General features: G+C 62.1%; 17 protein-coding genes, 1 tRNA gene and 2 pseudogenes. 5 read left to right on the forward strand and 15 right to left on the reverse strand.

Translation table 11 applies throughout. The features are described 5' to 3' along the window. Positions 1 to 547: 547 nt before the first annotated feature. The 3 genes from ASF84_RS24415 to ASF84_RS24425 form a co-directional block, all read right to left on the reverse strand. Positions 548 to 1,093 (reverse strand): hypothetical protein, encoded by a 546-nt coding sequence (locus ASF84_RS24415; RefSeq protein ID WP_056841440.1) that lies wholly within the window; start codon positions 1,091 to 1,093, stop codon positions 548 to 550. A gap of 108 nt (positions 1,094 to 1,201) precedes the next feature. Further along, a complete protein-coding gene (locus ASF84_RS24420; protein WP_056841441.1) occupies positions 1,202 to 2,008 on the reverse strand; it encodes a putative hydro-lyase in 807 nt (268 codons plus the stop codon). Positions 2,009 to 2,131: 123 nt separating this feature from the next. Beyond that, positions 2,132 to 3,367, reverse strand: coding sequence for an NRAMP family divalent metal transporter (locus ASF84_RS24425; protein WP_056841442.1), 1,236 nt, complete (start codon positions 3,365 to 3,367; stop codon positions 2,132 to 2,134). A 322-nt stretch (positions 3,368 to 3,689) separates the two neighbouring features. On the opposite strand from ASF84_RS24425, the gene ASF84_RS24430 reads away from it, so the two are divergent. Further along, complete coding sequence (locus tag ASF84_RS24430; RefSeq protein ID WP_056841443.1) at positions 3,690 to 4,295, forward strand: GntR family transcriptional regulator; 606 nt, start codon at positions 3,690 to 3,692, stop codon at positions 4,293 to 4,295. An 11-nt stretch (positions 4,296 to 4,306) separates the two neighbouring features. On the opposite strand, the gene ASF84_RS24435 is transcribed toward ASF84_RS24430, so the two are convergent. Together ASF84_RS24435 and ASF84_RS24440 are read right to left on the reverse strand one after the other, a co-directional pair. Further along, positions 4,307 to 5,689 carry an MFS transporter gene (locus ASF84_RS24435; RefSeq protein WP_056841444.1) on the reverse strand — a complete coding sequence of 461 codons (1,383 nt, stop codon included), beginning with the start codon at positions 5,687 to 5,689 and terminating at the stop codon, positions 4,307 to 4,309. A 275-nt stretch (positions 5,690 to 5,964) separates the two neighbouring features. Next, positions 5,965 to 6,477 carry a hypothetical protein gene (locus tag ASF84_RS24440; protein ID WP_156684364.1) on the reverse strand — a complete coding sequence of 171 codons (513 nt, stop codon included), beginning with the start codon at positions 6,475 to 6,477 and terminating at the stop codon, positions 5,965 to 5,967. Between the two features lie 196 nt (positions 6,478 to 6,673). Between ASF84_RS24440 and ASF84_RS24445 the strand changes: the two genes are divergently transcribed. Beyond that, positions 6,674 to 6,892, forward strand: coding sequence for a helix-turn-helix domain-containing protein (locus ASF84_RS24445; RefSeq protein ID WP_330219674.1), 219 nt, complete (start codon positions 6,674 to 6,676; stop codon positions 6,890 to 6,892). Positions 6,893 to 7,229: 337 nt separating this feature from the next. On the opposite strand, the pseudogene ASF84_RS24450 reads toward ASF84_RS24445, so the two are convergent. The 6 genes and pseudogenes from ASF84_RS24450 to rpsU all read right to left on the reverse strand — a co-directional run. Next, positions 7,230 to 7,448, reverse strand: a pseudogene (locus ASF84_RS24450) (DUF4172 domain-containing protein); the annotation flags it as partial. Between the two features lie 162 nt (positions 7,449 to 7,610). Continuing rightward, a tRNA-Ile gene (locus tag ASF84_RS24455) sits at positions 7,611 to 7,687 on the reverse strand. A gap of 16 nt (positions 7,688 to 7,703) precedes the next feature. Beyond that, positions 7,704 to 9,440 (reverse strand): annotated as a pseudogene (locus ASF84_RS24460) (putative bifunctional diguanylate cyclase/phosphodiesterase); the annotation flags it as partial. Between the two features lie 263 nt (positions 9,441 to 9,703). Continuing rightward, positions 9,704 to 11,545, reverse strand: a complete 1,842-nt coding sequence (rpoD, locus tag ASF84_RS24465; RefSeq protein WP_056841449.1) for an RNA polymerase sigma factor RpoD — start codon at positions 11,543 to 11,545, stop codon at positions 9,704 to 9,706. Between the two features lie 67 nt (positions 11,546 to 11,612). Continuing rightward, on the reverse strand, positions 11,613 to 13,586 hold the full coding sequence (gene dnaG / locus ASF84_RS24470; RefSeq protein WP_056841450.1) for a DNA primase: 1,974 nt from the start codon (positions 13,584 to 13,586) through the stop codon (positions 11,613 to 11,615). Between the two features lie 397 nt (positions 13,587 to 13,983). After that, positions 13,984 to 14,199 carry a 30S ribosomal protein S21 gene (rpsU, locus tag ASF84_RS28795; RefSeq protein WP_002551877.1) on the reverse strand — a complete coding sequence of 72 codons (216 nt, stop codon included), beginning with the start codon at positions 14,197 to 14,199 and terminating at the stop codon, positions 13,984 to 13,986. Between the two features lie 199 nt (positions 14,200 to 14,398). On the opposite strand from rpsU, the gene tsaD reads away from it, so the two are divergent. Further along, a complete protein-coding gene (tsaD, locus tag ASF84_RS24475) occupies positions 14,399 to 15,424 on the forward strand; it encodes a tRNA (adenosine(37)-N6)-threonylcarbamoyltransferase complex transferase subunit TsaD (RefSeq protein ID WP_056841527.1) in 1,026 nt (341 codons plus the stop codon). 45 nt (positions 15,425 to 15,469) lie between these two features. On the opposite strand, the gene plsY is transcribed toward tsaD, so the two are convergent. After that, entirely contained in the window at positions 15,470 to 16,039 is a 570-nt protein-coding gene (gene plsY, locus ASF84_RS24480) for a glycerol-3-phosphate 1-O-acyltransferase PlsY (RefSeq protein WP_056841528.1), read from the reverse strand. Positions 16,040 to 16,114: 75 nt separating this feature from the next. Here plsY and folB point away from each other — a divergent pair, with 75 nt between their 5' ends. Beyond that, entirely contained in the window at positions 16,115 to 16,468 is a 354-nt protein-coding gene (folB, locus tag ASF84_RS24485) for a dihydroneopterin aldolase (RefSeq protein ID WP_056841451.1), read from the forward strand. Then, positions 16,459 to 16,977: a 2-amino-4-hydroxy-6-hydroxymethyldihydropteridine diphosphokinase gene (folK, locus tag ASF84_RS24490; RefSeq protein WP_056841452.1), complete on the forward strand. Its 519-nt coding sequence runs from the start codon at positions 16,459 to 16,461 to the stop codon at positions 16,975 to 16,977. The genes folB and folK overlap by 10 nt, the downstream gene beginning before the upstream one ends. A gap of 154 nt (positions 16,978 to 17,131) precedes the next feature. Here the strand turns inward: folK and ASF84_RS24495 are convergent, their stop codons facing one another. The 3 genes from ASF84_RS24495 to ASF84_RS24505 form a co-directional block, all read right to left on the reverse strand. Further along, positions 17,132 to 18,295: a multifunctional CCA addition/repair protein gene (locus ASF84_RS24495; protein ID WP_056841453.1), complete on the reverse strand. Its 1,164-nt coding sequence runs from the start codon at positions 18,293 to 18,295 to the stop codon at positions 17,132 to 17,134. Positions 18,296 to 18,369: 74 nt separating this feature from the next. Further along, positions 18,370 to 19,935: a SpoVR family protein gene (locus ASF84_RS24500; protein WP_056841454.1), complete on the reverse strand. Its 1,566-nt coding sequence runs from the start codon at positions 19,933 to 19,935 to the stop codon at positions 18,370 to 18,372. Continuing rightward, entirely contained in the window at positions 19,932 to 21,203 is a 1,272-nt protein-coding gene (locus ASF84_RS24505) for a YeaH/YhbH family protein (RefSeq protein WP_056841455.1), read from the reverse strand. Before ASF84_RS24505 ends, ASF84_RS24500 begins: the two co-directional genes overlap by 4 nt. Between the last annotated feature and the right edge of the window lie 62 nt (positions 21,204 to 21,265).

Raw genomic sequence — 21,265 nt, forward strand, 5'->3', positions numbered from 1 at the left:
TGTTCAAAATCTAAACTGTCAATGGTTTTGATTATGACCAAAATCTAAATTCGGAGGGGCGGCCCGGTATCACACAGCACACAGGGGTGTAGGAGCGCGCTTGCCCGCGACCGGCTGCGTCAGCAGTCGTAAATTTGCAGCGTTTCACAAATTTTTCGGTCATTAGCTGCAGATTTTCAGCGTTTTGGAGATTTTGCGAGCGCTACGCACTCGGTCGCGGTGGTCCGGCATCCCGGCAAGCGCGCTCCTACCTGGCGTTGAACGCTATGGCCAGTAACGCCAGTGGATTATTTGTGTTTGATGAGAGGTGAGCAGGGCTGGGGAGGGCTGAGGAACCAGCCATCATTACACAGCACACAAGGGGGCGGTGTAGGAGCGCGCTTGCCCGCGACCGAGTGCGCAGCGCTCGCAAAATCTGCGAAACGCCACAGATTTACGATTGTTAACCCGTCAGGGATCTATGAAACGCCACAAATTTACGACTGCTAACGCAGCCGGTCGCGGGCAAGCGCGCTCCTACCTGGCGGTGAATGCCAAAGCCGGTCAATCAGCGGGGTGGGGTGGGGGGTTGCAGGTACTCGATGACGGCGGCGAGGGCGGGCAGTGGCGGGGCCTGCCTGGTGGCCTGCGTGGCCGGGCACCAGGGGTAGCTCAGCCCTTGCAACCAGTCCATCACAGGCGCCAGTTCTGCGGCCGGGATGACCTGCATGGTTTCGATCTGGATCGTCAGGTGAGTCACATGCTCCGACCGTGGATCAAACTGCCAGTGGTATTCACCGCACCCCACGCGCACTTCACCCGTTTGCTTGTCCGACATGCCCACGAACCATTTGCAGGTATGGGCCGGCGCGTCTGCCACAGGCGGCTCACCGACGCAGAAGGTGTAGATGTTTTCGTACGTCTGGTTGAAGCGGCGCACCAGTGTCTCGGCAATGGCTGCTCGGTCTTCAAGGTGAGCGGGGAATGAAATGGCGTCCGTACGAACAACCATTTCCACGCGGGCCTCAGGCGTGAACGCCTGGCGCAAGAGGTCGGGGCGGTTTCCATCCTTGCCCAGGATGTAGTTTTCGATGGCGTGGCGAGGGGTTGGCATGCAGTTCACAGTCCTGTGTGGCCGTTCGGTGGTGGGGTGCAGCGTTGAGACGCACAGGCGCTTTCAGGCTGAGCGTCAGAAAGCGCATGCAAGGCCTCTAAAGGAGCCCTAGACGTGATAGGTGCTGTCAGGCACATCAGTGATAAACATATAGCCGGGTGCATGGGTGATGGCAAACGGCACCCCGGAGGCGGCGACCGCGGCTTGCGGCGTTACGCCACAGGCCCAGAACACCGGCACTTCACCGGGTTCGATGCGCACCGCGTCGCCGTAGTCGGGGCGGCTCAGGTCCTGGATGCCCAGCAATTCGGGTTCACCGATGTGCACGGGCGCGCCATGCACCGACGGGTAGCGTCCGGAAATACCACTGGCCTCGGCCACACGATGAGCCGGGATCGGGCGCATCGACACCACCATTTCGCCTTGCAGGCGACCGGCCGGACGACAGGCACGGTTGGTGCGGTACATCGGCACGTTGCTGCCATCAGCAATATGCCGCACTTCGATGCCGGCTTCCTGCAACGCCGTCTCGAAGGTGAAACTGCAGCCAATCAGAAAAGCCACCATGTCGTCGTGTTCGGCCCAGGCCCGGGTGGCGTCGGTGACTTCCTCCGCCAATTTGCCATCACGCCAGACGCGGTACAGGGGAATGTCGGTGCGCAGGTCGGCGCCCTCGGCCAGCACCGTGTGCGGACTGCCGGCATCGGTGACGTCGAGGATCGGGCAGGCCTTGGGGTTGCGTTGGGCGTAAAGCAGAAAATCATAGGCCCAGTCGCGCGGCAGGGCGATCAGGTTGGCCTGGGTCATGCCTGGCGCGATGCCGGCGGTAGGCGTGACCAGACCGTCGCGGTAGGCCGTGCGCGCCTCCTGTGCCGCAGCAATGGCCGCTTGACGGGCGCGTTCGAAAGCATTCATGAGGGATCTCCGGTAGCGGTTGCAAGGGCATGGCGCCTGGGGTGCCAGACGCGGTTTACAGGCCATCTCGAACGCGGCAGGGTTGTGGCCGTGAGCGTCGCTTGAGACAGCCAGAATTGGCAGTCAGACCACGTTGAGAAAGGCGAAGATCGGACCGACCGATTTGGCCGCCATGTACCAGGTCAGGGCACAGGTAATGGCGCCCAGCACCAGCAGCCAGCGTGGGTAGTGGTAGTTATTCATGAGGTCGGCCCGGCGCCAGCCCACATAGACAAAGATGCTCAGGCCGAGCGGCAGGATCAGGCCATTGAAGCCGCCGGCAAACACCAGCAGCGCCGCCGGGGCAGTGCCGAGCGAGAGGTAGATCAGCAGCGACAGGGTGATGAACACTACGGTTGCCCGGTTGCGACTGCGCTCATCCAGGGACGGGCGGAACACGGTGATGAACGACATCGAGGTGTACGCCGCGCCGATCACGCTGGTGATGGCCGCCGCCCACAGGATCAGGCCGAAGGCGCGCAAGCCGAATTGTCCTGCCGCCGCCTGGAACGCCTGGGCGGCCGGGTTGGCGCCCTTGCCCGACAGGTCAATGACCACGCCGCTGGCCACCACGCCCAGAATCGCCAGGAACAAGACGTAGCGCATGATGCCGGTGACCAGAATGCCGCTCAGTGCTGCACGCGTGACCTCTTTCATATGTTCTTCGCCGACCAGGCCGCGATCCAGCAGGCGGTGGGCGCCGGCATAGGTGATGTAGCCGCCGACCGTGCCGCCAACGATGGTGGTGATGGTGGCGAAGTTGATCTGGTCAGGCCATACCGTCTGGCGCAACGCCTCGCCGAGCGGCGGATTGGAAGCGTAGGCGACGAACACGGTAAGCCCGATCATCAGCAGGCCCAGCACCACGATCATGCGATCGACGGCCAGCCCGGCCCGGTGCGAAAGGAAGATGCCGATGCCGGCCAGGGCGCTCAAGGCTCCGCCCCATTTCGGATCGAGCCCCAACAAGGCGTTGAGCCCCATGCCGGCCCCGGCAATATTACCGACGTTGAAGACCAGGCCACCGAAGATCACCAGCACCGCCAGCAGGTAGCCGCTGCCGGGAATGGCCGCGTTGGCCAGATCGGAAGCGCGCATGCGGGTCAGGCTGACGATGCGCCAGACATTCAGTTGCACCACGAAGTCGATCAGGATCGACGCCAGGATGCCGAATGCGAACGCAGCGCCCATGGTGGTGGTGAATGTGGCGGTCTGGGTGATGAAGCCCGGGCCGATGGCCGAGGTGGCCATCAGAAAGATGGCCCCGATTAAGGAGGAGCGGCGTGACTGGACGAACTCACTGGTGGTCTGGGCTTGCATGGAACACTCCTCGCGTCTGGATAGGGTCTGCAGGGTGTAACGCAATCACTGTGCCATATAGGGCTAAATGCGCTCGGTTGTTGATTCCAGATGGTTTTATTGTTCAACAATGATGATTGATGTATGGGTTAATGTGCACCAGATTGTTACTCAGATACCCTGTGATGCTACTTATTGAAGCACCCTGCGCTTCTTTCTTGTCCCCCAGACCAGGCTCTGGTGGAATATCGCCGCCTCTTCGCCCTCGGGAACCTTCATGAACGACCACGCGCCGCCCCCTCCCCGCACCCTGGGCGAGACCATCACCCAGGAGATTCGCCGAATGCTGGTCGAAGGCGAACTCGCGCCTGGCCAGCGCTTGTCGGAGGCCGCCTTGGCCGAAAGCCTGGAGATCTCGCGCAATACCTTGCGAGAGGCGTTCCGGGTGCTGACGCGCGAAGGCCTGCTCAAGCATGAACCCAACCGCGGCGTCACCGTCATCGAGCCCGACATGGCGTCGATCATCGACATCTACAGGGTCCGCCGTTTCATCGAGTGCAAGGCGATAGGCCAGGGGTATCCCCAGCACCCTGGCGCGCTGCACATGCGCCAGGCCGTCGAGCTGGGCCAGCGTGCCCGTGAAGCCAAGGACTGGGTAGCGGTCGGCACGGCCAACATGATCTTCCACAAGTCCATTGTCGAACTCGCGGACAGTCCACGGCTGGTGATGTTTTACCAGCAGATCTCGGCCGAGCTGCGCCTGGCCTTTGGCTTGCTCGATGACCCGCAATTCATCCACCTGCCGTTTCTCGACATGAACGCTGCGATTCTCGCGTGCGTTGAAGAGGGCCGTGCAGAGGACGCGGCTGCCATGCTTGAGGCATATCTGGTGCAGTCGGAGCGCACGGTGCTGGCCGCCTATGCGCGCAGTACCAGTCGTCAGGCGTAAGGCCTGCTTCGTCAGGCTTTCTTCAGCGCGGCAAGCAGCAGGGCCAGCACCGCCAGGCCCGCTGCGGCCATGAAGGTTACACGGAACGCGTGGCCGATGACCGGTGCCGGACTCTCGGCCAGGCCATGCTGGCCCAGCACCGAGGCAAACAGCAGGGGCGGCAGGGAGGCGCCTGCAATGAGCCCGAGATTGCGCGACAACCCCAGCAGCCCGGCCAACAGGCCCCGGTGCTCAGGGTCGGCCTGGACCATCACCACGGTGTTGTTGGCAGCCAGGAACAGTTGAAAGCCCGGGGTCATCAACAACAAGGCCATCACGTAGCCCCGGACACCGGCCAGGGGCGCCAGCGTGGCAAAGGCGGCCAGGCCCACGAGGGTGAGCAGCAGGCCGGCCATCAATGCCCGGTCTGCGCCAAAGCGATCCACGGCCCGCCCCGCCGGCACGCCTGACAGCGCCGCGGCGATCGGCCCTGCGGCCATCACCAGGCCGGTTTCAGCATCGCTCAGGCCAAGCCCGAACGACAGGAAAAACGGGCCGACCACCAGCGTGGCCATCATGAGCATTCCCACCAGCAGGTTCATCGACAGTGAAAGGGCGATCACGCGGCCACGCACCAAGGCCACGGGAACAAGCGGGTTGGCGACGGTCAGTTCGGTGCGGATGAACATCAGCAGCGCCACGGCGGCCAGCGTCATCAGCATCCAGGGCTGAACCCTCACACCCAGCTGCCCACCGGCCGCAGACAGCCCCAGGCCGGCCAGCGCCGTCGACAGCCAGAAGCTGCCCGCCCAATCGATACGGCTGGCAGAAGGACCGGTGCTTTCGGCCTTGAGCAGGCCGCTCAGGAGCAGTGCCAGCAGGCCGGCGCCACACAAGGTCAACAGCGTGAACACAGAACGCCAGCCATACACACCGACCAGTGCGCCGCCCAGCGCCGGCCCCAATGCCGTTCCTACGGCGGACAGGGTGCCAAGCAACCCCATCGCCGCACCCAACCGCTCTTTGGCCACCAACGCCTTGGCCATGGACAGCGGCAACGACATCAGAATCGCCGCCCCCAGGCCCTGCACCACACGGCCCGTGATCAGCCAGCCCAAGCCAGGGGCCAATGCGCAACTGGCAGAGGCCAGGGTAAACAGCGCAACGCCAACGACGAGCACACGGTGGTTGCCATAGACATCACCCAGGCGCGCGACCACCACGATGGCCGCCGTGACCGTCAGCAGGTAGGACAACACCACCCACTGCAGCGCCTGCACGTCTGTCGAAAAGGCCCTGGCCAGGCTGGGCAGCGCCACGGTAGCGATACTGATGCCCAGCGCCGCCAGCATGATCGAGCCGGCCAGTGCAGCGATCAGCAGGGTGTTCTGCAAGCGAGATGAGGGGGTTTGCATGGGCGACTCCTGGCCGTTTCAAAGGGCGATGAGTCACTGTGCGGGTTCAAGTGGACTTGAGGTCAAGCCGCCGATAATCATGGCCTTGGTACCGCCGCAAGGCGGTACGCTGTCGCGCAGCAAAAAGGATCGAAGGAGCACGCTTGCCGGAATGCCGGAATGCCGGAATGCCGGAATGCCGGACCATCGCGACCGAGTGCGTAGTGCTCGCAAGATCTGCGAAACGCCACACATTTACGACTGCTGGCGCAGCCGGTCGCCGGCAGAGCGGGCTCCTACGAGATCTGCGCACGTATCTGCGTCGCCGTCTTGTCTCGGGTTTCCACTTTTGTCCCCAAGGCCTGAACCCGGACAATTTCCGCCTCGGTCAGCCCAAGACGACGAAGCCCATCAACCCACCGCTGCAAACGCACCGGTGCGGTGTCACTGGCGTTAGGCCCCGTATGCAGGCAGGTGCGACACCTGTCCTCGGGGAACGGCTTGCTGGCCCAAGTGCCTGGCCGGCGATATTCGAACAGCCCGCAATCGCAGCGGCACACCCAGACCGTGCCTTTGCCCGAACGGCTTGGACGGCACCAGGCAATCGCGGTCATGCGACCACGCCGTTTGCCGGTGTGATCGGCGGCGTTTTCGGGGCGAGGGGAGAGGTTGGGCAAGCGGTCGAAGGTGAGTGCGGTTGTGGCGTCGCTCATGGTTGCCATCCCTGGCTGGTTGATGAGGTCGGGGGTGTGGGCTTTCTTTGGGCAAGCCGATCCCGTTGACGGCTGAGCGTCGTTTTGAGTTTTCATGGTGTGGTCTGCTGGTTTGTGGGTTAAAGATGCTGGCTGCGCTCAGGTGAGATGAACAGAGCATGCAGGCGTGATCACGGAGGTCGTGTCGGGGGCGAGCTGTGTTCTGGTAATCTCTGGCGAAAGCTTATTTGAGTAAGGTTCCTTTGTTGGAACCTGTCAACAGGGAAATCTGAGAGTGGATCTGCCAGCAAAGATGAAAGCCATCCGTGCACGGGAAGGGCTCACGCAAGGGGAGTTTTGCGAGGTGGTAGGAATCAGCATCAGTAGCTGGAAGAAGTATGAGGCGGGGATTACCGAGATGGGATTGCAGCCTTTTTTGAAGGTTGCCAATCACGAGCGGTTCAGGAAGTACGCGCTTTGGCTTACGACGGGGGAGGCGGCGATTGAGTGTGGACAGGTGAGTCCGCTTTGATTGGAGCAAACGTAAGGTAAGGGTGTTTATTGTGCTTGCCGGGGCATGAGCCGATTGGCCGGTCTGTTCGGCTTGCGTTTACCCGGGCTGGAACTGCAGGGGATAGAAGCTTGCTCGGCTGAAAGTCCACGGGGCCAGTAAAACCGAAGTATCTACTGGGTCTGTGCCGCCGCCATCGCCGGCAAGCCGCCTCCCACATGGATCGCGTATTCAGGGGCATAGGCAGCGCTCGCCGTTGCAGCGGGTCGTTCAGATGAAATTTACCTGTTTCTGATTGACGCTGAACCTGTGGGAGGGGGCTCTGCCCGCGATAGCGTCAGTGAATCCAGTGCATCTGCTGCGTTTGCACCCCGGCAGTCGCGGGCAGTGAAGCGCGCACCGAGCCGACATTCAATGGTTCACCTTCGATAGCCGACGAGGTGACGATGTTCTCCGGCATGGCCTGCAGGCCACCCTGTGCATGGATGCAGGCACGCAGCAGCGAGGCAAACTGTTCAGCTTGCCAGGTGAAGTGCGGCCATTCGGGGTTTTGCCAGATCCATAAGGGGGAACTCATTACGCTTGCTCAGGTGTGAGCCGATTAGCCAGTCTATTCGGCTCACGGCCTAATGAGAGCCGCCTCCCACATTGGGTTTTGTGACGCGGGGATGGGCAAGGCTGTTTTGCCGAATCTTGCGCAAGAAAAAGGCCAGCTCGAAGGCTGGCCTTTTCTCTGATCTGGTGGGCCCACACGGACTCGAACCGTGGACCAAAGGATTATGAGTCCTCTGCTCTAACCAACTGAGCTATAGGCCCTTTTGCAGGTCGCGGATTATAACGGGGGTTGCCCGGCTGTGCTATCTGAAAAATCCGAAAGGCGTGTACGAAGGTACTTTTCCTCAAATTCCTTTGCCGGCAGCGCCGGGCTGAGCAGGTGGCCTTGCAGGTGCTGGCAGCCGGCGGCTTGCAGCCAGTGTTGCTGTTCCAGGGTTTCGACGCCTTTGGCCACCACGGTCAGTTGCAGGCTGCGGCCCAGGGCGATGATGGCGTGGACGATGGCGGTTTCGTGTGCCGCGTCGGGCAGGCCGCGGGTGAAGGCGCGGTCGATCTTCAGGGCGTGCAGCGGCAGGCGCTTGAGGTAGCCCAACGAGGAATAGCCGGTGCCGAAGCTGTCGATGGCCAGCTGGATGCCCAGTTGCCTGAGCGCGTTGAGCACGTTCAGGGTGTGCTCGGTCTGGCCCATGATGCAGTGTTCGGTGATTTCCAGTTGCAGGCTGCCCGGTGTCAGTTGGTAATCGGCCAGCCGTTGCTGCATGCGCTCAACCCACTGTGGCTGGCGCAGCTGGGCGCCGGTGACGTTGATCGACAGCGGCCCGAAGGCCGGGGCGTGCTGGCGCCATTGCTGCAACTGGCGGCAGGCGTTTTCCAGTACCCAGTCACCGATGGCCAGCAGGCTGCCGCTTTCTTCGGCCAGGGCGATGAAGTGTTCGGGCGGGACTTCGCCGAGGCGGGGGTGGTGCCAGCGCAGCAGCGCTTCGGCGCCGACCAGGCGTTGTTCCGGCAGGCTGAACACGGGCTGGTAGTGCAGGCTGAGCTGGTTGCGCTCCAGGGCATGGCGTAATTCGCGCTCCAGCGTCAGGCGTTCGCCCAGCCGGGTGCCGAGGTCGCAGGTGTAGGCTTCGATGCGGTTGCGGCCCTTGGCCTTGGAGCGATACATGGCGGCGTCGGCGTGCTTGATCAGTGTGGCGGCGTCCAGGCCGTCCTCGGGGAACAGGCAGCTCCCTATGCTGGTGTGCACGATCAACCGGTGTTCGCCGGCCTGCAGTGGTGTGTTGAAGCTGCCCAGCAGTTTGCGCGCGATGCTGTGGGCATCGCTGGGGTGTGCAAGGCCCGGCAAAAGAATGACGAATTCGTCGCCACCCAGGCGCGCCACGGTGTCGATGTCGCGCAGGTGGTCCTTGAGCCGCTGGGCGATGGCCTTGAGCAGCAGGTCGCCGGTGGCATGACCGAGGCTGTCGTTGATGTGTTTGAAACGGTCGAGGTCGAGAAACAGCACGGCGCCCAGGCTGCCGGTTTCCTGGCTGTGTTGCAGCGCCTTGTGCAGGCGTGTTTCGAACAGCAGGCGGTTGGGCAGGCCGGTCAGCGGGTCGTGGTGGGCCTGGTGGTCCAGGCGGGCGTGGGCGTGCTTGAGGCTGGAGATGTCGGCAAGCAGCGCCACGAAGTGCGAGCACTTGCCGTTATTGTCGCGCACGGCGCTGACAGTCAGCCAGCAGGGCCAGAGGTCGCCGTTCTTGCGCCGGTTGCAGACCTCGCCCTGCCAGTGGCCTTCGGCGTTGAGGCGGTGCCAGAGCGCGGCGTAGAAGGCGCTGTCGTGCTGGCCGGAGGCGAGCAGGCGCGGGGTCTTGCCGAGCGCGTCCTGTTCGCTGTAGCCGGTGATGTGGCTGAAGGCGTGGTTGATGACATGGATGCGTTGCCGGGCGTCGGTAATCATCACGCCGATATGGGTGTGTTCGATGGCCAGGCTGGCCCAGTGGCGCTTGTGCGCGCTGGCATGGCTATCGATGAGGTCGGGCATTAATCCATGCATGGGGCTCACTTTCATGTTGGCGCGGGCTGATGGCGGCATCAGCGGGCCGGCTACAACAGGAAACCGGAGCGAAGCGGGCGATTTTTTACACCCGTTGCGTACACAGTTGTAGGTCAGATTCGGCGAGCGTGCAGGGTAAATGACGGCTGGAAGGTGCGGGGCAGGGCATACGGGCTGAAAAAAAGTGCCGGGGCCTTAAACGCAAAACCCCCGGCAGGCCGGGGGTTGTGTTCAAGCGCTGAAGCTTATTCGTCCAGGAACGAGCGCAGGTGCTCGCTACGGGTCGGGTGACGCAGCTTGCGCAGCGCCTTGGCTTCGATCTGACGGATACGCTCACGGGTCACGTCGAACTGCTTGCCGACTTCTTCCAGCGTATGGTCGGTATTCATGTCGATACCGAAGCGCATGCGCAGGACCTTGGCTTCGCGGGCGGTGAGACCCGACAGCACTTCGCGGGTGGCTTCCTTGAGGCTCTCGACCGTCGCGACGTCAATCGGCGACTGCATGGTGGAGTCCTCGATGAAGTCGCCCAGGTGCGAATCTTCGTCGTCGCCGATCGGGGTTTCCATGGAGATCGGCTCTTTGGCGATCTTCAGTACCTTGCGGATCTTGTCCTCAGGCATTTCCATGCGCTCGCCCAGCTCTTCCGGGGTCGGTTCGCGACCCATTTCCTGCAGCATCTGCCGGGAAATACGGTTGAGCTTGTTGATCGTCTCGATCATGTGCACCGGAATACGGATGGTGCGCGCCTGGTCGGCAATCGACCGGGTGATGGCCTGACGGATCCACCAGGTGGCGTAGGTCGAGAACTTGTAGCCACGGCGGTATTCGAACTTGTCCACCGCCTTCATCAGGCCGATGTTGCCTTCCTGGATGAGGTCGAGAAATTGCAGGCCGCGGTTGGTGTACTTCTTGGCGATGGAGATCACCAGACGCAGGTTGGCCTCGACCATTTCCTTCTTGGCGCGGCGGGCCTTGGCCTCGCCGATGGACATGCGACGGTTGATGTCCTTGATTTCAGCGACGGTCAGACCGGATTCTTCTTCCAGGTCGCGCAGCTTCTGCTGGCAACGCTGAATGTCAGGCTGGAAGCGCACGATGGCTTCGGCGTGCTTGCTCTTGCCCTTGGCCAGCGAGTCGGTCCAGCTCAGGTCGACTTCGTTGCCCGGGAACTGGCGCAGGAACTCGGCACGCGGCATGCGGGCATCACGCACACACAACTGCATGATGGCGCGTTCCTGGGCACGCAGGCGCTCCAGGGCGCCACGAACGCGCTCGACCAGCACTTCGAACTGCTTGGGCACCAGCTTGATCGGCATGAACAGGTCGCCCAAGGCCTGCATCTGGGCGATGGCGTCCTTGTCGTTGCGACCTTTTTTCAGGGCCTTGAGGGTGATTGCCAGTTGATCGGCCACCGCCCCAAAGCGCTGCTGGGCCAGGACCGGGTCCGGACCGCTTTCGACTTCGTCTTCGTCGTCGGTGCTGTCGGCCTCTTCCTCGTCGTCGTCACCGGCGGCCTTGGCCACTTTCTCGTCGATCGGCGGGGGGACTTCAGCCGGCGGCGCGATGCCGTCGTCCGGATCGATATAGCCGCTGAGGACGTCCGACAGACGGCCGCCTTCGGTGACAACACGGTTGTATTCGGACAGGATGTAGTCGACGGTGCCAGGGAAGTGGGAGATCGCCCCCATCACTTCGCGGATGCCCTCTTCGATACGCTTGGCGATTTCGATTTCGCCTTCACGGGTCAGAAGCTCGACCGTGCCCATTTCACGCATGTACATGCGCACCGGATCGGTGGTACGACCGATGTCGGTTTCGACCGCCGCCAACGCTGCGGCCGCTTCTTCAGCGGCGGCCTCGTCGGTGTCGGTGTCGGCCAACATCAGGGCGTCTGCATCCGGAGCACTCTCGTGGACCGGGATCCCCATGTCGTTGATCATGCGGATGATGTCTTCCACCTGCTCGGGATCTGAAATATCCTCAGGCAAATGGTCGTTGACCTCTGCGTAAGTCAGATACTTCTGCTCACGACCCAGGGTGATCAACTCTTTGATACGAGACTGCTGTTGCGCTTTTCCGGACATAACACCCTATCCACTGAAGGTCTTGGCGGGCAAAAAACAAGCCGAGGATTATACCCGAGCTAGGACCTCACGCGCCAGTTGAGGTCGGGTTTTGTGTCTGCTGTTTACGGCAGAGCAAGCTTAAGAGCTGGGTTTTTTCGTCTGCAGTCAGCCCTGTCTGCTTTTCTTTGGTAATCAAACGGTCGAGGCTTCGCTCGCGTTGGCGGGCGGTTAACCTAGTTATAGTGTCGAAAAACTGTTGTTCAAGGTTGCCGGCTTCGATCAGCCATTCCTTTTCGGCCAGCGCCCTGAGCAAGCGGCCCTGTTCGGTGCCATGCCAGCGCGCTATCAACTGTAACGACCGCAACCCCGGATTCTTTTGCCGGGCTTCGATCAAAGCCACCAGAAGCTGGGTCGGCAGGTTCTCTTCATCGGCAAACTGGCTGGCATTGTCGACCTTTTCAGCCAGCTCCGGGTGATGCAGCAGGGTCCGCAGCGCGGTCTGCATCGGTTGCTCGACGGACACCGGCGTACGCGGCTGCCGGGGTTCGAAGTCGCGACGCGGGCCCTTCTTGTCCCACGGCTTCTTGTCCCATTGTTGCTTGCCCTGACGGCCGGCCGGGCCAGCGCTTTTCGGCGGCGTCCACTGTGGGGGCTCGTCGAAGCCCTGATAATCGCCGGCCGGCGGCGGATAGTCGGCAAAGTCGGGCATGCCGTCATAGTCGGCATGCCCGCCCTGGCTGGCCGGTGCCGGCGCGCTTTGCGCCAGCTGGCTCATGGCCTCGCCACTCAGGCCGGTGATCTCGCTCAGGCGCTGGCGCATCAGGGTCCGCAGGTTGGCGCCGGGGACCTTTTCGATCAGGGGCGCTGCCAGTGTGGCCAGGTGGGCCTTGCCTTCCAGTGAGCGCGGGTCGGCCTCAAGGGATAACTGTTCAAAAAAGTAATCGGCCAGCGGCTGGGCATGCTGGTTGATGCGCGCCTTGAAGGCGTCGGTGCCTTCCGAGCGCACCAGCGTGTCCGGGTCTTCGCCTTCGGGCAGAAACAGAAAGCGCGCACGGCGTCCGTCCTGCAGGCTCGACAAGGTCGCTTCCAGGGCGCGCCAGGCGGCATTACGGCCGGCCTGGTCGCCGTCAAAACAGAACAACACGCTGGGCACCACGCGAAACAGCCGCTTGAGGTGTTCTTCGCTGGTGGCCGTGCCCAAGGTGGCAACGGCATTGCGCAGGCCTTGTTGGGCCAGGGCAATGACGTCCATGTAGCCTTCGACAACGATGATCTCGTCAAGGTTGCGATTGAATTTGCGCGCCTCGAACAGGCCGTACAGCTCCTGGCCCTTGTGGAACACCGGTGTTTCAGGCGAGTTCAGGTACTTGGGCTTGTCGTCACCCAGTACCCGTCCGCCAAAGGCAATCACCCGGCCACGGCTGTCGCGGATCGGGAACATCACCCGGTCGCGGAAGCGGTCGTAGCGCTTGCCGGTCTCGGTGTTCTCGATCAGCAGGCCGGCGTCGATCATCACCTTTTGCTGCAGGGTATCGCTGCTCAGGTGCTTGTACAGGTTGTCCCAGCCCGGCGGGGCAAAGCCCAGGCCGAAATCGCGAGCGATTTCGCCGGACAGGCCGCGGCCCTTGAGGTAGTCCACGGCGGCCTTGCGCGCCGGGTGGTTCTTGAGCGCCTGACGATAGAATTCGGCGGCTGCCTCCAGCAGTGGATACAGCGGCGAATCGGTGGGCTGGCGGGCCTTCTGGCCGCGTCCGCCTTGCTCGCGCGGCACTTCCATGCCGGCGGCCTTGGCCAGTTCCTCGACCGCCTGGGGGAAATCCAGGTTGTCGTGGTCCATGATGAAGCCCAGGGCGTTGCCGCCGGCACCACAACCGAAGCAGTAGTAGAACTGCTTGTCGGGGCTGACGCTGAACGACGGGGTCTTCTCCTTGTGGAACGGGCAGCAGGCGACGTGGTTCTTGCCGGCTTTCTTGAGTTGCACGCGCGAGCTCACCACATCGACGATGTCGGTGCGGTTCAGCAGGTCGTCAATGAAACTCTGGGGGATCAGCCCGGCCATGGCGTTCTCGTCAGGCGCAATGCGATGAGTCAGTATGGGTCATTGTCGTGCATCCGTGGCGTCTGTCTGTCCAGGGTCCGTTAGGGCCTGGCAACGCAAGGGTGTGCAGCATGAGTGGTGCAATGTCGTCGGCAAACCGGTTGCGCGGCGGTGTCCTGCTTGAATTTCGGTTGAAAGGGTCAAGGCAGGTCTTTCATGCACGCTGATCCGCGCTCTGGGGGGAGGCGAATAATGTGGCCCGTGAAACAGGCAGGGTTGTGTTGACGGAGCGCCCTGGGCGAGCAAGCGCTTTGGGCGGTCTCTGTCAATGAAACATGCAGCGTGTAGCGTGAACTGCAAATGCCGACAGCCCGGCTTTGGGCCGGGCAAGGCATTCGCTTGCGACGTCAGTCTGTAATCAGTACAGACGAACGGCGCGGCGCTGTTCGCGCTGAACTTTCTTGGCGTGACGCTTCACAGCAGCTGCTGCTTTGCGCTTACGCTCAGAAGTTGGTTTTTCATAGAATTCGCGGCTACGAACCTCAGCCAGAACACCGGCTTTTTCGCAGGAGCGCTTGAAACGACGCAGAGCTACGTCGAAGGGTTCGTTCTCTTTAACTTTGACGGCTGGCATCCAGAGCTACCTTCATTCATTACCGGGGTCAACGTTTCGTGCAAAAACGCACTGAAATACGTCGGTTTTTAAGGGTTGCGGATGTTACCCCTTCGCGAAGCGGAATGCAAAGCCTCTGATCGAAAAGGGTTGGCCGGCGTCATGAGCGGCGACTATGATGCGCGCCTTCGAATCCGCCCCCCTGACAAAGGCGCACCCTATGCTAGTACTGGGACTGGAAACTTCCTGCGACGAAACCGGCGTTGCGCTTTACGACAGTGAAGACGGCCTTCTGGCCGATGCGCTGTTCAGTCAGATCGACCTGCACCGCGCGTATGGCGGTGTGGTGCCCGAGCTGGCTTCACGCGATCACGTCAAGCGCATGCTGCCGTTGATTCGCCAGGCGCTGGCCGAGGCCGACCGGGTCGCCACCGACATTGATGCCATCGCGTACACAGCCGGCCCCGGCCTGGTCGGGGCCTTGCTGGTCGGGGCTTCCTGCGCCCAGGCGCTGGCCTTTGCCTGGGACATCCCGGCGCTGGGCGTGCACCACATGGAAGGGCATTTGCTGGCCCCCATGCTGGAGGCGCAACCGCCCGAATTTCCGTTCGTCGCTTTGTTGGTGTCCGGCGGCCATACCCAGCTGGTGCGCGTCGATGGCATCGGTCAGTACGAAGTGCTGGGCGAGACCCTGGACGATGCGGCCGGTGAAGCGTTCGACAAGACCGCCAAGATGATGGGCCTGCGCTATCCCGGCGGTCCGGAGATTTCCCGACTGGCGGTCGACGGAGTGCCGGGACGCTTTGTGTTCCCCAAGCCGATGACGGATCGACCAGGCCTGGATTTCAGTTTCAGCGGCCTCAAGACTGCAGCGCTCAATGCCTGGCAGCAGTGCCAGGCGTCTGGCGACGACAGCGAGCAAACCCGTTGCGACATCGCGCTGGCCTTCCAGCATGCCGTGGTGGAGACTCTGACCATCAAATGCAAGCGCGCCCTCAAGCAGGCCGGCCTCAACAGCCTGGTGATCGCCGGTGGCGTGAGTGCCAACAAGGCGTTGCGTGTGTCGCTTGAGGCCATGCTGGGGCAGTTACAGGGTCAGGTGTATTACGCCCGCCCCGAATTCTGCACCGACAACGGGGCGATGATTGCCTACGCCGGCTGCCAGCGGTTGCTGGCAGGGCAGAAAGAAGGGTTGGCCATCAGTGTTCAGGCCCGTTGGCCGATGGAACAGTTGCCGGCCATTTAAGCGCTGATCATGGCGCGAATGGTTGCGAACAGGACGGCATCCTCTTTAGAAGTGCCGTTCGCGTCCAGACAACAGGTCGCGCAGGTTGCTGCGATGACGCCAGACGATCAGCAGGGTCAGGATACTCACCGGCAGCAATGCCCGGGGCTCCTGCCAGGCCAGCAATGGCAGGGTCAGCGGGGTGGCAATCAGGGCGGCCAGTGAGCTGGTGCGGGTCAGGTAGGCGGTCAGTGCCCAGATGGCAATGGCCAGGGCGGCTGCAGGAGGGTACAGGCCCAGTAGCATGCCGGCAGCCGTGGCCACGCCCTTGCCACCGCGAAACTTGAAGTACAGCGGCAGCATGTGGCCGATCACGGCACTGACGCCTATCCAGGCCTGGTCCTGGTGGCCAAGGCCATAGGCGTTGGCCACCAGGACCGGCACCAGGCCTTTGCAAAGGTCGCCCAGCAGCGTCAGGATGGCGAGTTTCTTGCCGGCCAGGCGCAGCATATTGGTGGCGCCGGCATTGCCCGAGCCACTGTGACGTGGGTCAGGGGTGCCGGTGAACTGGCTGAGCAAGATGGCAAAGGACAGTGAACCGAGCAGGTAGGCGAAGATCACCAGTAACCAAAACATGCTGACCATTCCGGGCTAGGATGCCTTTGATTCTAACGGCGCATCGCGCCCTTGTCGTGCAGTGGAGAGTAGTGCTTGGACAGAGTGTTCATCGAGGGGCTGGAAGTCGAGACGGTGATCGGCGCCTATGACTGGGAGCGTGGCATTCGCCAGTGCCTGCGCCTGGACCTGAGTTTTGCTTGGGATAACCGGCCGGCGGCGGCCGGTGACGACCTGGGCAAGGCGCTCGATTACGCCAGTGTCAGCGAGCGCATCCAGGCCTTTGCGGCGCAAACGCAGTTCCAGTTGGTGGAAACCTTTGCCGAGCGACTGGCCGAGGTGCTGATGCAGGAATTCCATATCCCCTGGCTGCATATCAAACTGACCAAGCCCGGCGCAGTCGCTGCCGCCAAGGGCGTGGGTGTGGAGATCGAGCGCGGATGTCGCTAACCCGGATTTTCCTGGGGCTGGGCAGCAATATCGATCGCGAAAAGCACCTGCAGGCAGGGCTTGAAGCACTCGATGGTTTGTTACTCGACCTGCACTGCTCGCCGGTATTCGAAAGCCACCCGGTGGGCATCAAGAGTGGTCCGTTCTTCAATCTGGTGGTCTCGGCCCTGACCGACCTGCCATTGATGGCGCTGGACCGACGCTTGAAGTTCATCGAGGCCGACAACGGCCGCTATGCGCCGGATCGCAAGGGCCTGCCGCTGGACATCGATGTGCTGCTGTACGGCGAGCAGGTGGGCACCTTCGATGGCCTGGTGCTGCCGCGTTCTGAAATTCTCAGGAATGCCTTTGTGTTGCGGCCCCTGGCGCTGATTGCGCCAGAGTGCCTGCACCCAGGCGTGGGCGAGTCGTTTGCCGACCTGTGGGCCCATGCGCAGATCGACCAGCAACTGTGGCCAGTGGCATTCCAGTGGCGCGGCCAGGACCTGACCCCGCCGGGGTTGTTGTAGGAGCGCGCTTGCCCGCGACCGGCTGCGTAGCAGTCGTAAATTTGTGGCGTTTCATAGATCTTGAACACGTCCACAGTCCAGCATTTGTGGCGTTGCACAAATTTTGCGAGCGCTGCGCACTCGGTCGCGGGCAAGCGCGCTCCTACGGGGGCGTCTATCGGTTAAGTGCGGTATCCGCCTTGTAGGCCTGCAAGGCGTGCAGGCGTGCGTCCTTGAGGGCGTTGCCCAGGTTCTGGCCCTTGAGGCCCTTTTCCAGCAGCGGCTGCACAGGCACCGTGCGGGCGGCGTTGGCGGCACCTTGCAGGTAAGCGGCCTGTTGATAAAGCTGATCCTCACAGCCTGGGCGCGCGCGGGCGTCCATCTCGCAGGCGGCAATGAACTCCTCAAAGCGTTGCGGGCGGCGATAGACGTCGAAGCTGTGCAGCAGCTCCAGCAGGACCGATGGCTCAAGCGTCAGGGCCTGGTGCCCGTGAGCCAGGTGCTGGCCGACCAGTTGCGCCAGTTCCTGGCATTCACGCGGGGCGCGAAAGCGCTCATTGATCGCCTTGATCGAGGCCTGGTTCAGGTCGTGCAGCAGGCCGGCCCAGCGCACGCTCAAGGGTTGCTGGTGCCTGGCACTCAGGTGAAGGGTGGTCAGGGCATGCTCGCCGGTGTCGGTTGCAGGGGCGGATTCGCCAAACAACGCTTCGATTTCCGGCATCAATTCTTTCAGCGCGCCGCATTCATGCAGTACACGAATGAATACATCTGGACGTTCTTCCATCAAGGCGCGGGAGATTTCCTTCCAGCAGCGCTCGGGCGTCAAGGCCTTGAGTTCGCCGGACTCGCTGAGCTGGCGCATCAGCGCCAGGGTCTCGGGCGCCACGCTGAAACCGCGCGGCGCATAGCGAGCGGCAAAGCGGGCCACGCGCAGCACCCTGAGGGGGTCTTCGGCAAATGCCGGTGATACGTGACGCAAGATGCGCGCTTCAAGATCATGCTGGCCGCCGTAGGGGTCGGTCAGGTTGCCGTCCTTGTCTTCGGCAATGGCATTGATGGTCAGGTCGCGGCGGATCAGGTCCTGCTCCAGTGTCACTTCGGGGCTGGCATGAAAAACGAAGCCGCCATAGCCGACCCCGCTTTTGCGTTCGGTGCGTGCCAGTGCGTATTCCTCACCTGTCAGCGGGTGAAGAAACACCGGGAAGTCGGTGCCGACCGGGCGATAGCCCTTGACCAGCATTTCATCGCCGGTGGCGCCGACCACGACCCAGTCGATGTCGGTGACCGGTTGCCCCAGAAGGCGGTCGCGTACGGCGCCGCCCACTTTATAAATCTGCATAAAAAACCTCCGTAAGCGCGACAGGATAAACCTTGCGATGCCTGCGGAGGCTAAAACTGCATGAAGAATGCGGGTCAGAGGTGGTGAACCACCCCCATGTCGAGCCGTGGATAGTCGCCGTCGGCGTGCTCACCCCGGGGCGGAACGTGATGGGTCTTGACCAGTTGATCGCCTTGCAGGCTTTCAAGGTGCACGTCGAAGCCCCAGAGGCGGTGCAGGTGCTTGAGCACCTCTTCGGTGGACTCGCCCAGCGGTTTGCGGTTGTGCTGCTGGTGGCGCAGGGTGAGCGAGCGGTCGCCGCGGCGGTCGATGCTGTAGATCTGTACGTTGGGTTCGCGGTTGCCCAGGTTGTACTGGGCCGACAGGGTTTCACGCACCGTGCGGTAACCCGCTTCGTCATGGATGGCCGGCACCAGCAGTTCGTCTTTCTGGTCATCGTCCATGATGCTGAACAGCTTAAGGTCACGAATGACCTTGGGCGACAGGTACTGGAGGATGAAGCTTTCGTCCTTGAAGCTGCTCATGGCGAACTTGATCGTGCTCAGCCAGTCGCTGCCGGCGATGTCGGGGAACCAGTGGCGGTCTTCGTCGGTGGGATGCTCGCAGATGCGGCGGATGTCCTGGAACATCGAAAAGCCCAGGGTATAGGGGTTGATGCCGCTGTAGTAGGGACTGTCGAAGCCGGGCTGGTAGATCACGCTGGTGTGCGACTGGATGAATTCGAACATGAAGCCGTCGGTCACCAGGCCCTCGTCGTAGAGGTCGTTCATCAGCGTGTAGTGCCAGAAGGTCGCCCAGCCTTCGTTCATCACCTGGGTCTGGCGCTGCGGGTAGAAGTACTGGGCGATCTTGCGCACGATGCGCACCACCTCGCGCTGCCAGGGCTCCAGCAGCGGGGCGTGTTTCTCGATGAAGTACAGGATGTTTTCCTGCGGCTCTGCCGGAAAGCGGGCGTTGTCTTCCTTGCTGCCTTTGCCGGCGCTTTTCGGGATGGTGCGCCACAGGTCATTGATCTGCCGCTGCAGGTGTTCTTCGCGATCCTTCTGCCGGCGGCGCTCTTCTTCGGCGGAAATCGGGTAGGGGCGCTTGTAGCGGTCCACGCCGTAGTTCATCAGGGCGTGGCAGGAGTCGATCAGGTCTTCCACGGCGTCGATGCCGTGGCGTTCTTCACACTGGGTGATGTACTGCTTGGCGAACACCAGGTAATCGATGATCGAGCTGGCGTCGGTCCAGGTACGGAACAGGTAGTTGCCCTTGAAGAAGCTGTTGTGCCCATAGCAGGCGTGCGCCACCACCAGTGCCTGCATGCACATGGTGTTTTCTTCCATCAGGTAGGCGATGCACGGGTCGGAGTTGATGACGATCTCGTAGGCCAGGCCCATCTGCCCGCGGGAGTAGGATTTTTCGGTGCTCAGGAACTGCTTGCCGTAGGACCAGTGGTGATAGCCCAGCGGCATGCCGACCGAGGCGTAGGCATCCATCATCTGTTCAGCGGTAATGACCTCGATCTGATTGGGATAGGTGTCCAGGGCATAGCGCTCGGCGATGCGGCTGATTTCGCGGTCGTACGCCTGGATCAGTTCAAAGGTCCACTCTGACCCGGTGGAGAGGGGCTGGCGTTTCTGGTCTCTGGCGGTCATGTGGCTAACCTGCGCTGGAAGAGTTCTCGGAATACCGGGTAGATGTCACCGGAAGACACCAGCTGCTGCTGGGCAAAGGTGTCAGCGAATTGCTCACCGATGCGCTCGTATTCGAACCACAGGGCCTGGTGCTCGCGCGGGGTGATTTCGACATAGGTGTAGTACTGCACGAACGGCATGATCTGCTTGGTCAGGATCTCGCGGCAGATCGGCGAGTCGTCGTTCCAGTTGTCGCCATCGGAGGCCTGCGCGGCATAGATATTCCAGTCGTTGGCCGGATAGCGCTCGGCCATGATCTCCTGCATCAGTTTCAGGGCGCTGGAGACGATGGTGCCGCCGGTTTCGCGTGAATAGAAAAACTCTTCTTCGTCGACTTCCCGGGCGCTGGTGTGGTGGCGAATGAACACGACTTCGATCTTGTCGTAGTTTCGCTTGAGAAACAGGTACAGCAGGATGAAGAAGCGCTTGGCGACATCCTTGGTGGCCTGGGTCATGGAGCCGGAAACGTCCATCAGGCAGAACATGACCGCCTTGGAGCTGGGGTTGGGTTGCTTGACCAGAAGGTTGTACTTGAGGTCGAAGGTGTCCAGGTAGGGCACACGACGAATGCGCGCCTTGAGGCGCTCGATTTCGCCTTCCAGTTCCTGGATATCGCCGAAGTTGTCCGGTTCTTCACGCTTGATGCGCTCAAGTTCTGCCGTGGCCTCGCGCAGCTTGGCGCGGCTGCTGCCCGACAGTGCGATGCGCCGGGCATGGGCCGAGCGCAGGGTGCGGATGATGTTGATGCGCGAGGGGTTGCCCTCGTTGCTGATGCCGGCGCGTACCGTTTTGAAGGTGTCGGTGCCGACCAGGTTGCGCTTGACCAGGTTGGGCAGCTCCAGGTCCTCGAACATGAATTCGAGAAACTCTTCCTGGGTGATCTGGAACACGAACTCGTCCATGCCTTCGCCGGAGTTGCTCGCCTTGCCAGGCCCTTTGCCGCCTCCGCCGCCTTGTGGGCGAGGGATGCGCTCACCGGTGGTGAATTCCTTGTTGCCGGGATGGACTACGGTCTGCTTGCCTCCGCGGCCATGATGCAGGACCGGCTCGTCGATGTCGCGGCCGGGGATGCTGATCTGCTCGCCGTGCTCCATATCGGTAATGGAACGCCGGCCGACGGCTTCTTCCACCGCCTTCTTGATGTGATCACGGTAGCGCCGCAAAAAACGCTGGCGATTCACCGTGCTTTTGTTCTTGCCATTGAGGCGTCGGTCGATCACATAGCTCATAAGGGCCCCTTCGGGGAGCTGCTAGCTCCAAGCTACAAGCTGCAAGTTTGACTATCGAAACG

Origin of the sequence: Pseudomonas sp. Leaf127 (genome assembly GCF_001423155.1) — a bacterium.
GTDB classification, from domain to species: domain Bacteria; phylum Pseudomonadota; class Gammaproteobacteria; order Pseudomonadales; family Pseudomonadaceae; genus Aquipseudomonas; species Aquipseudomonas ovata.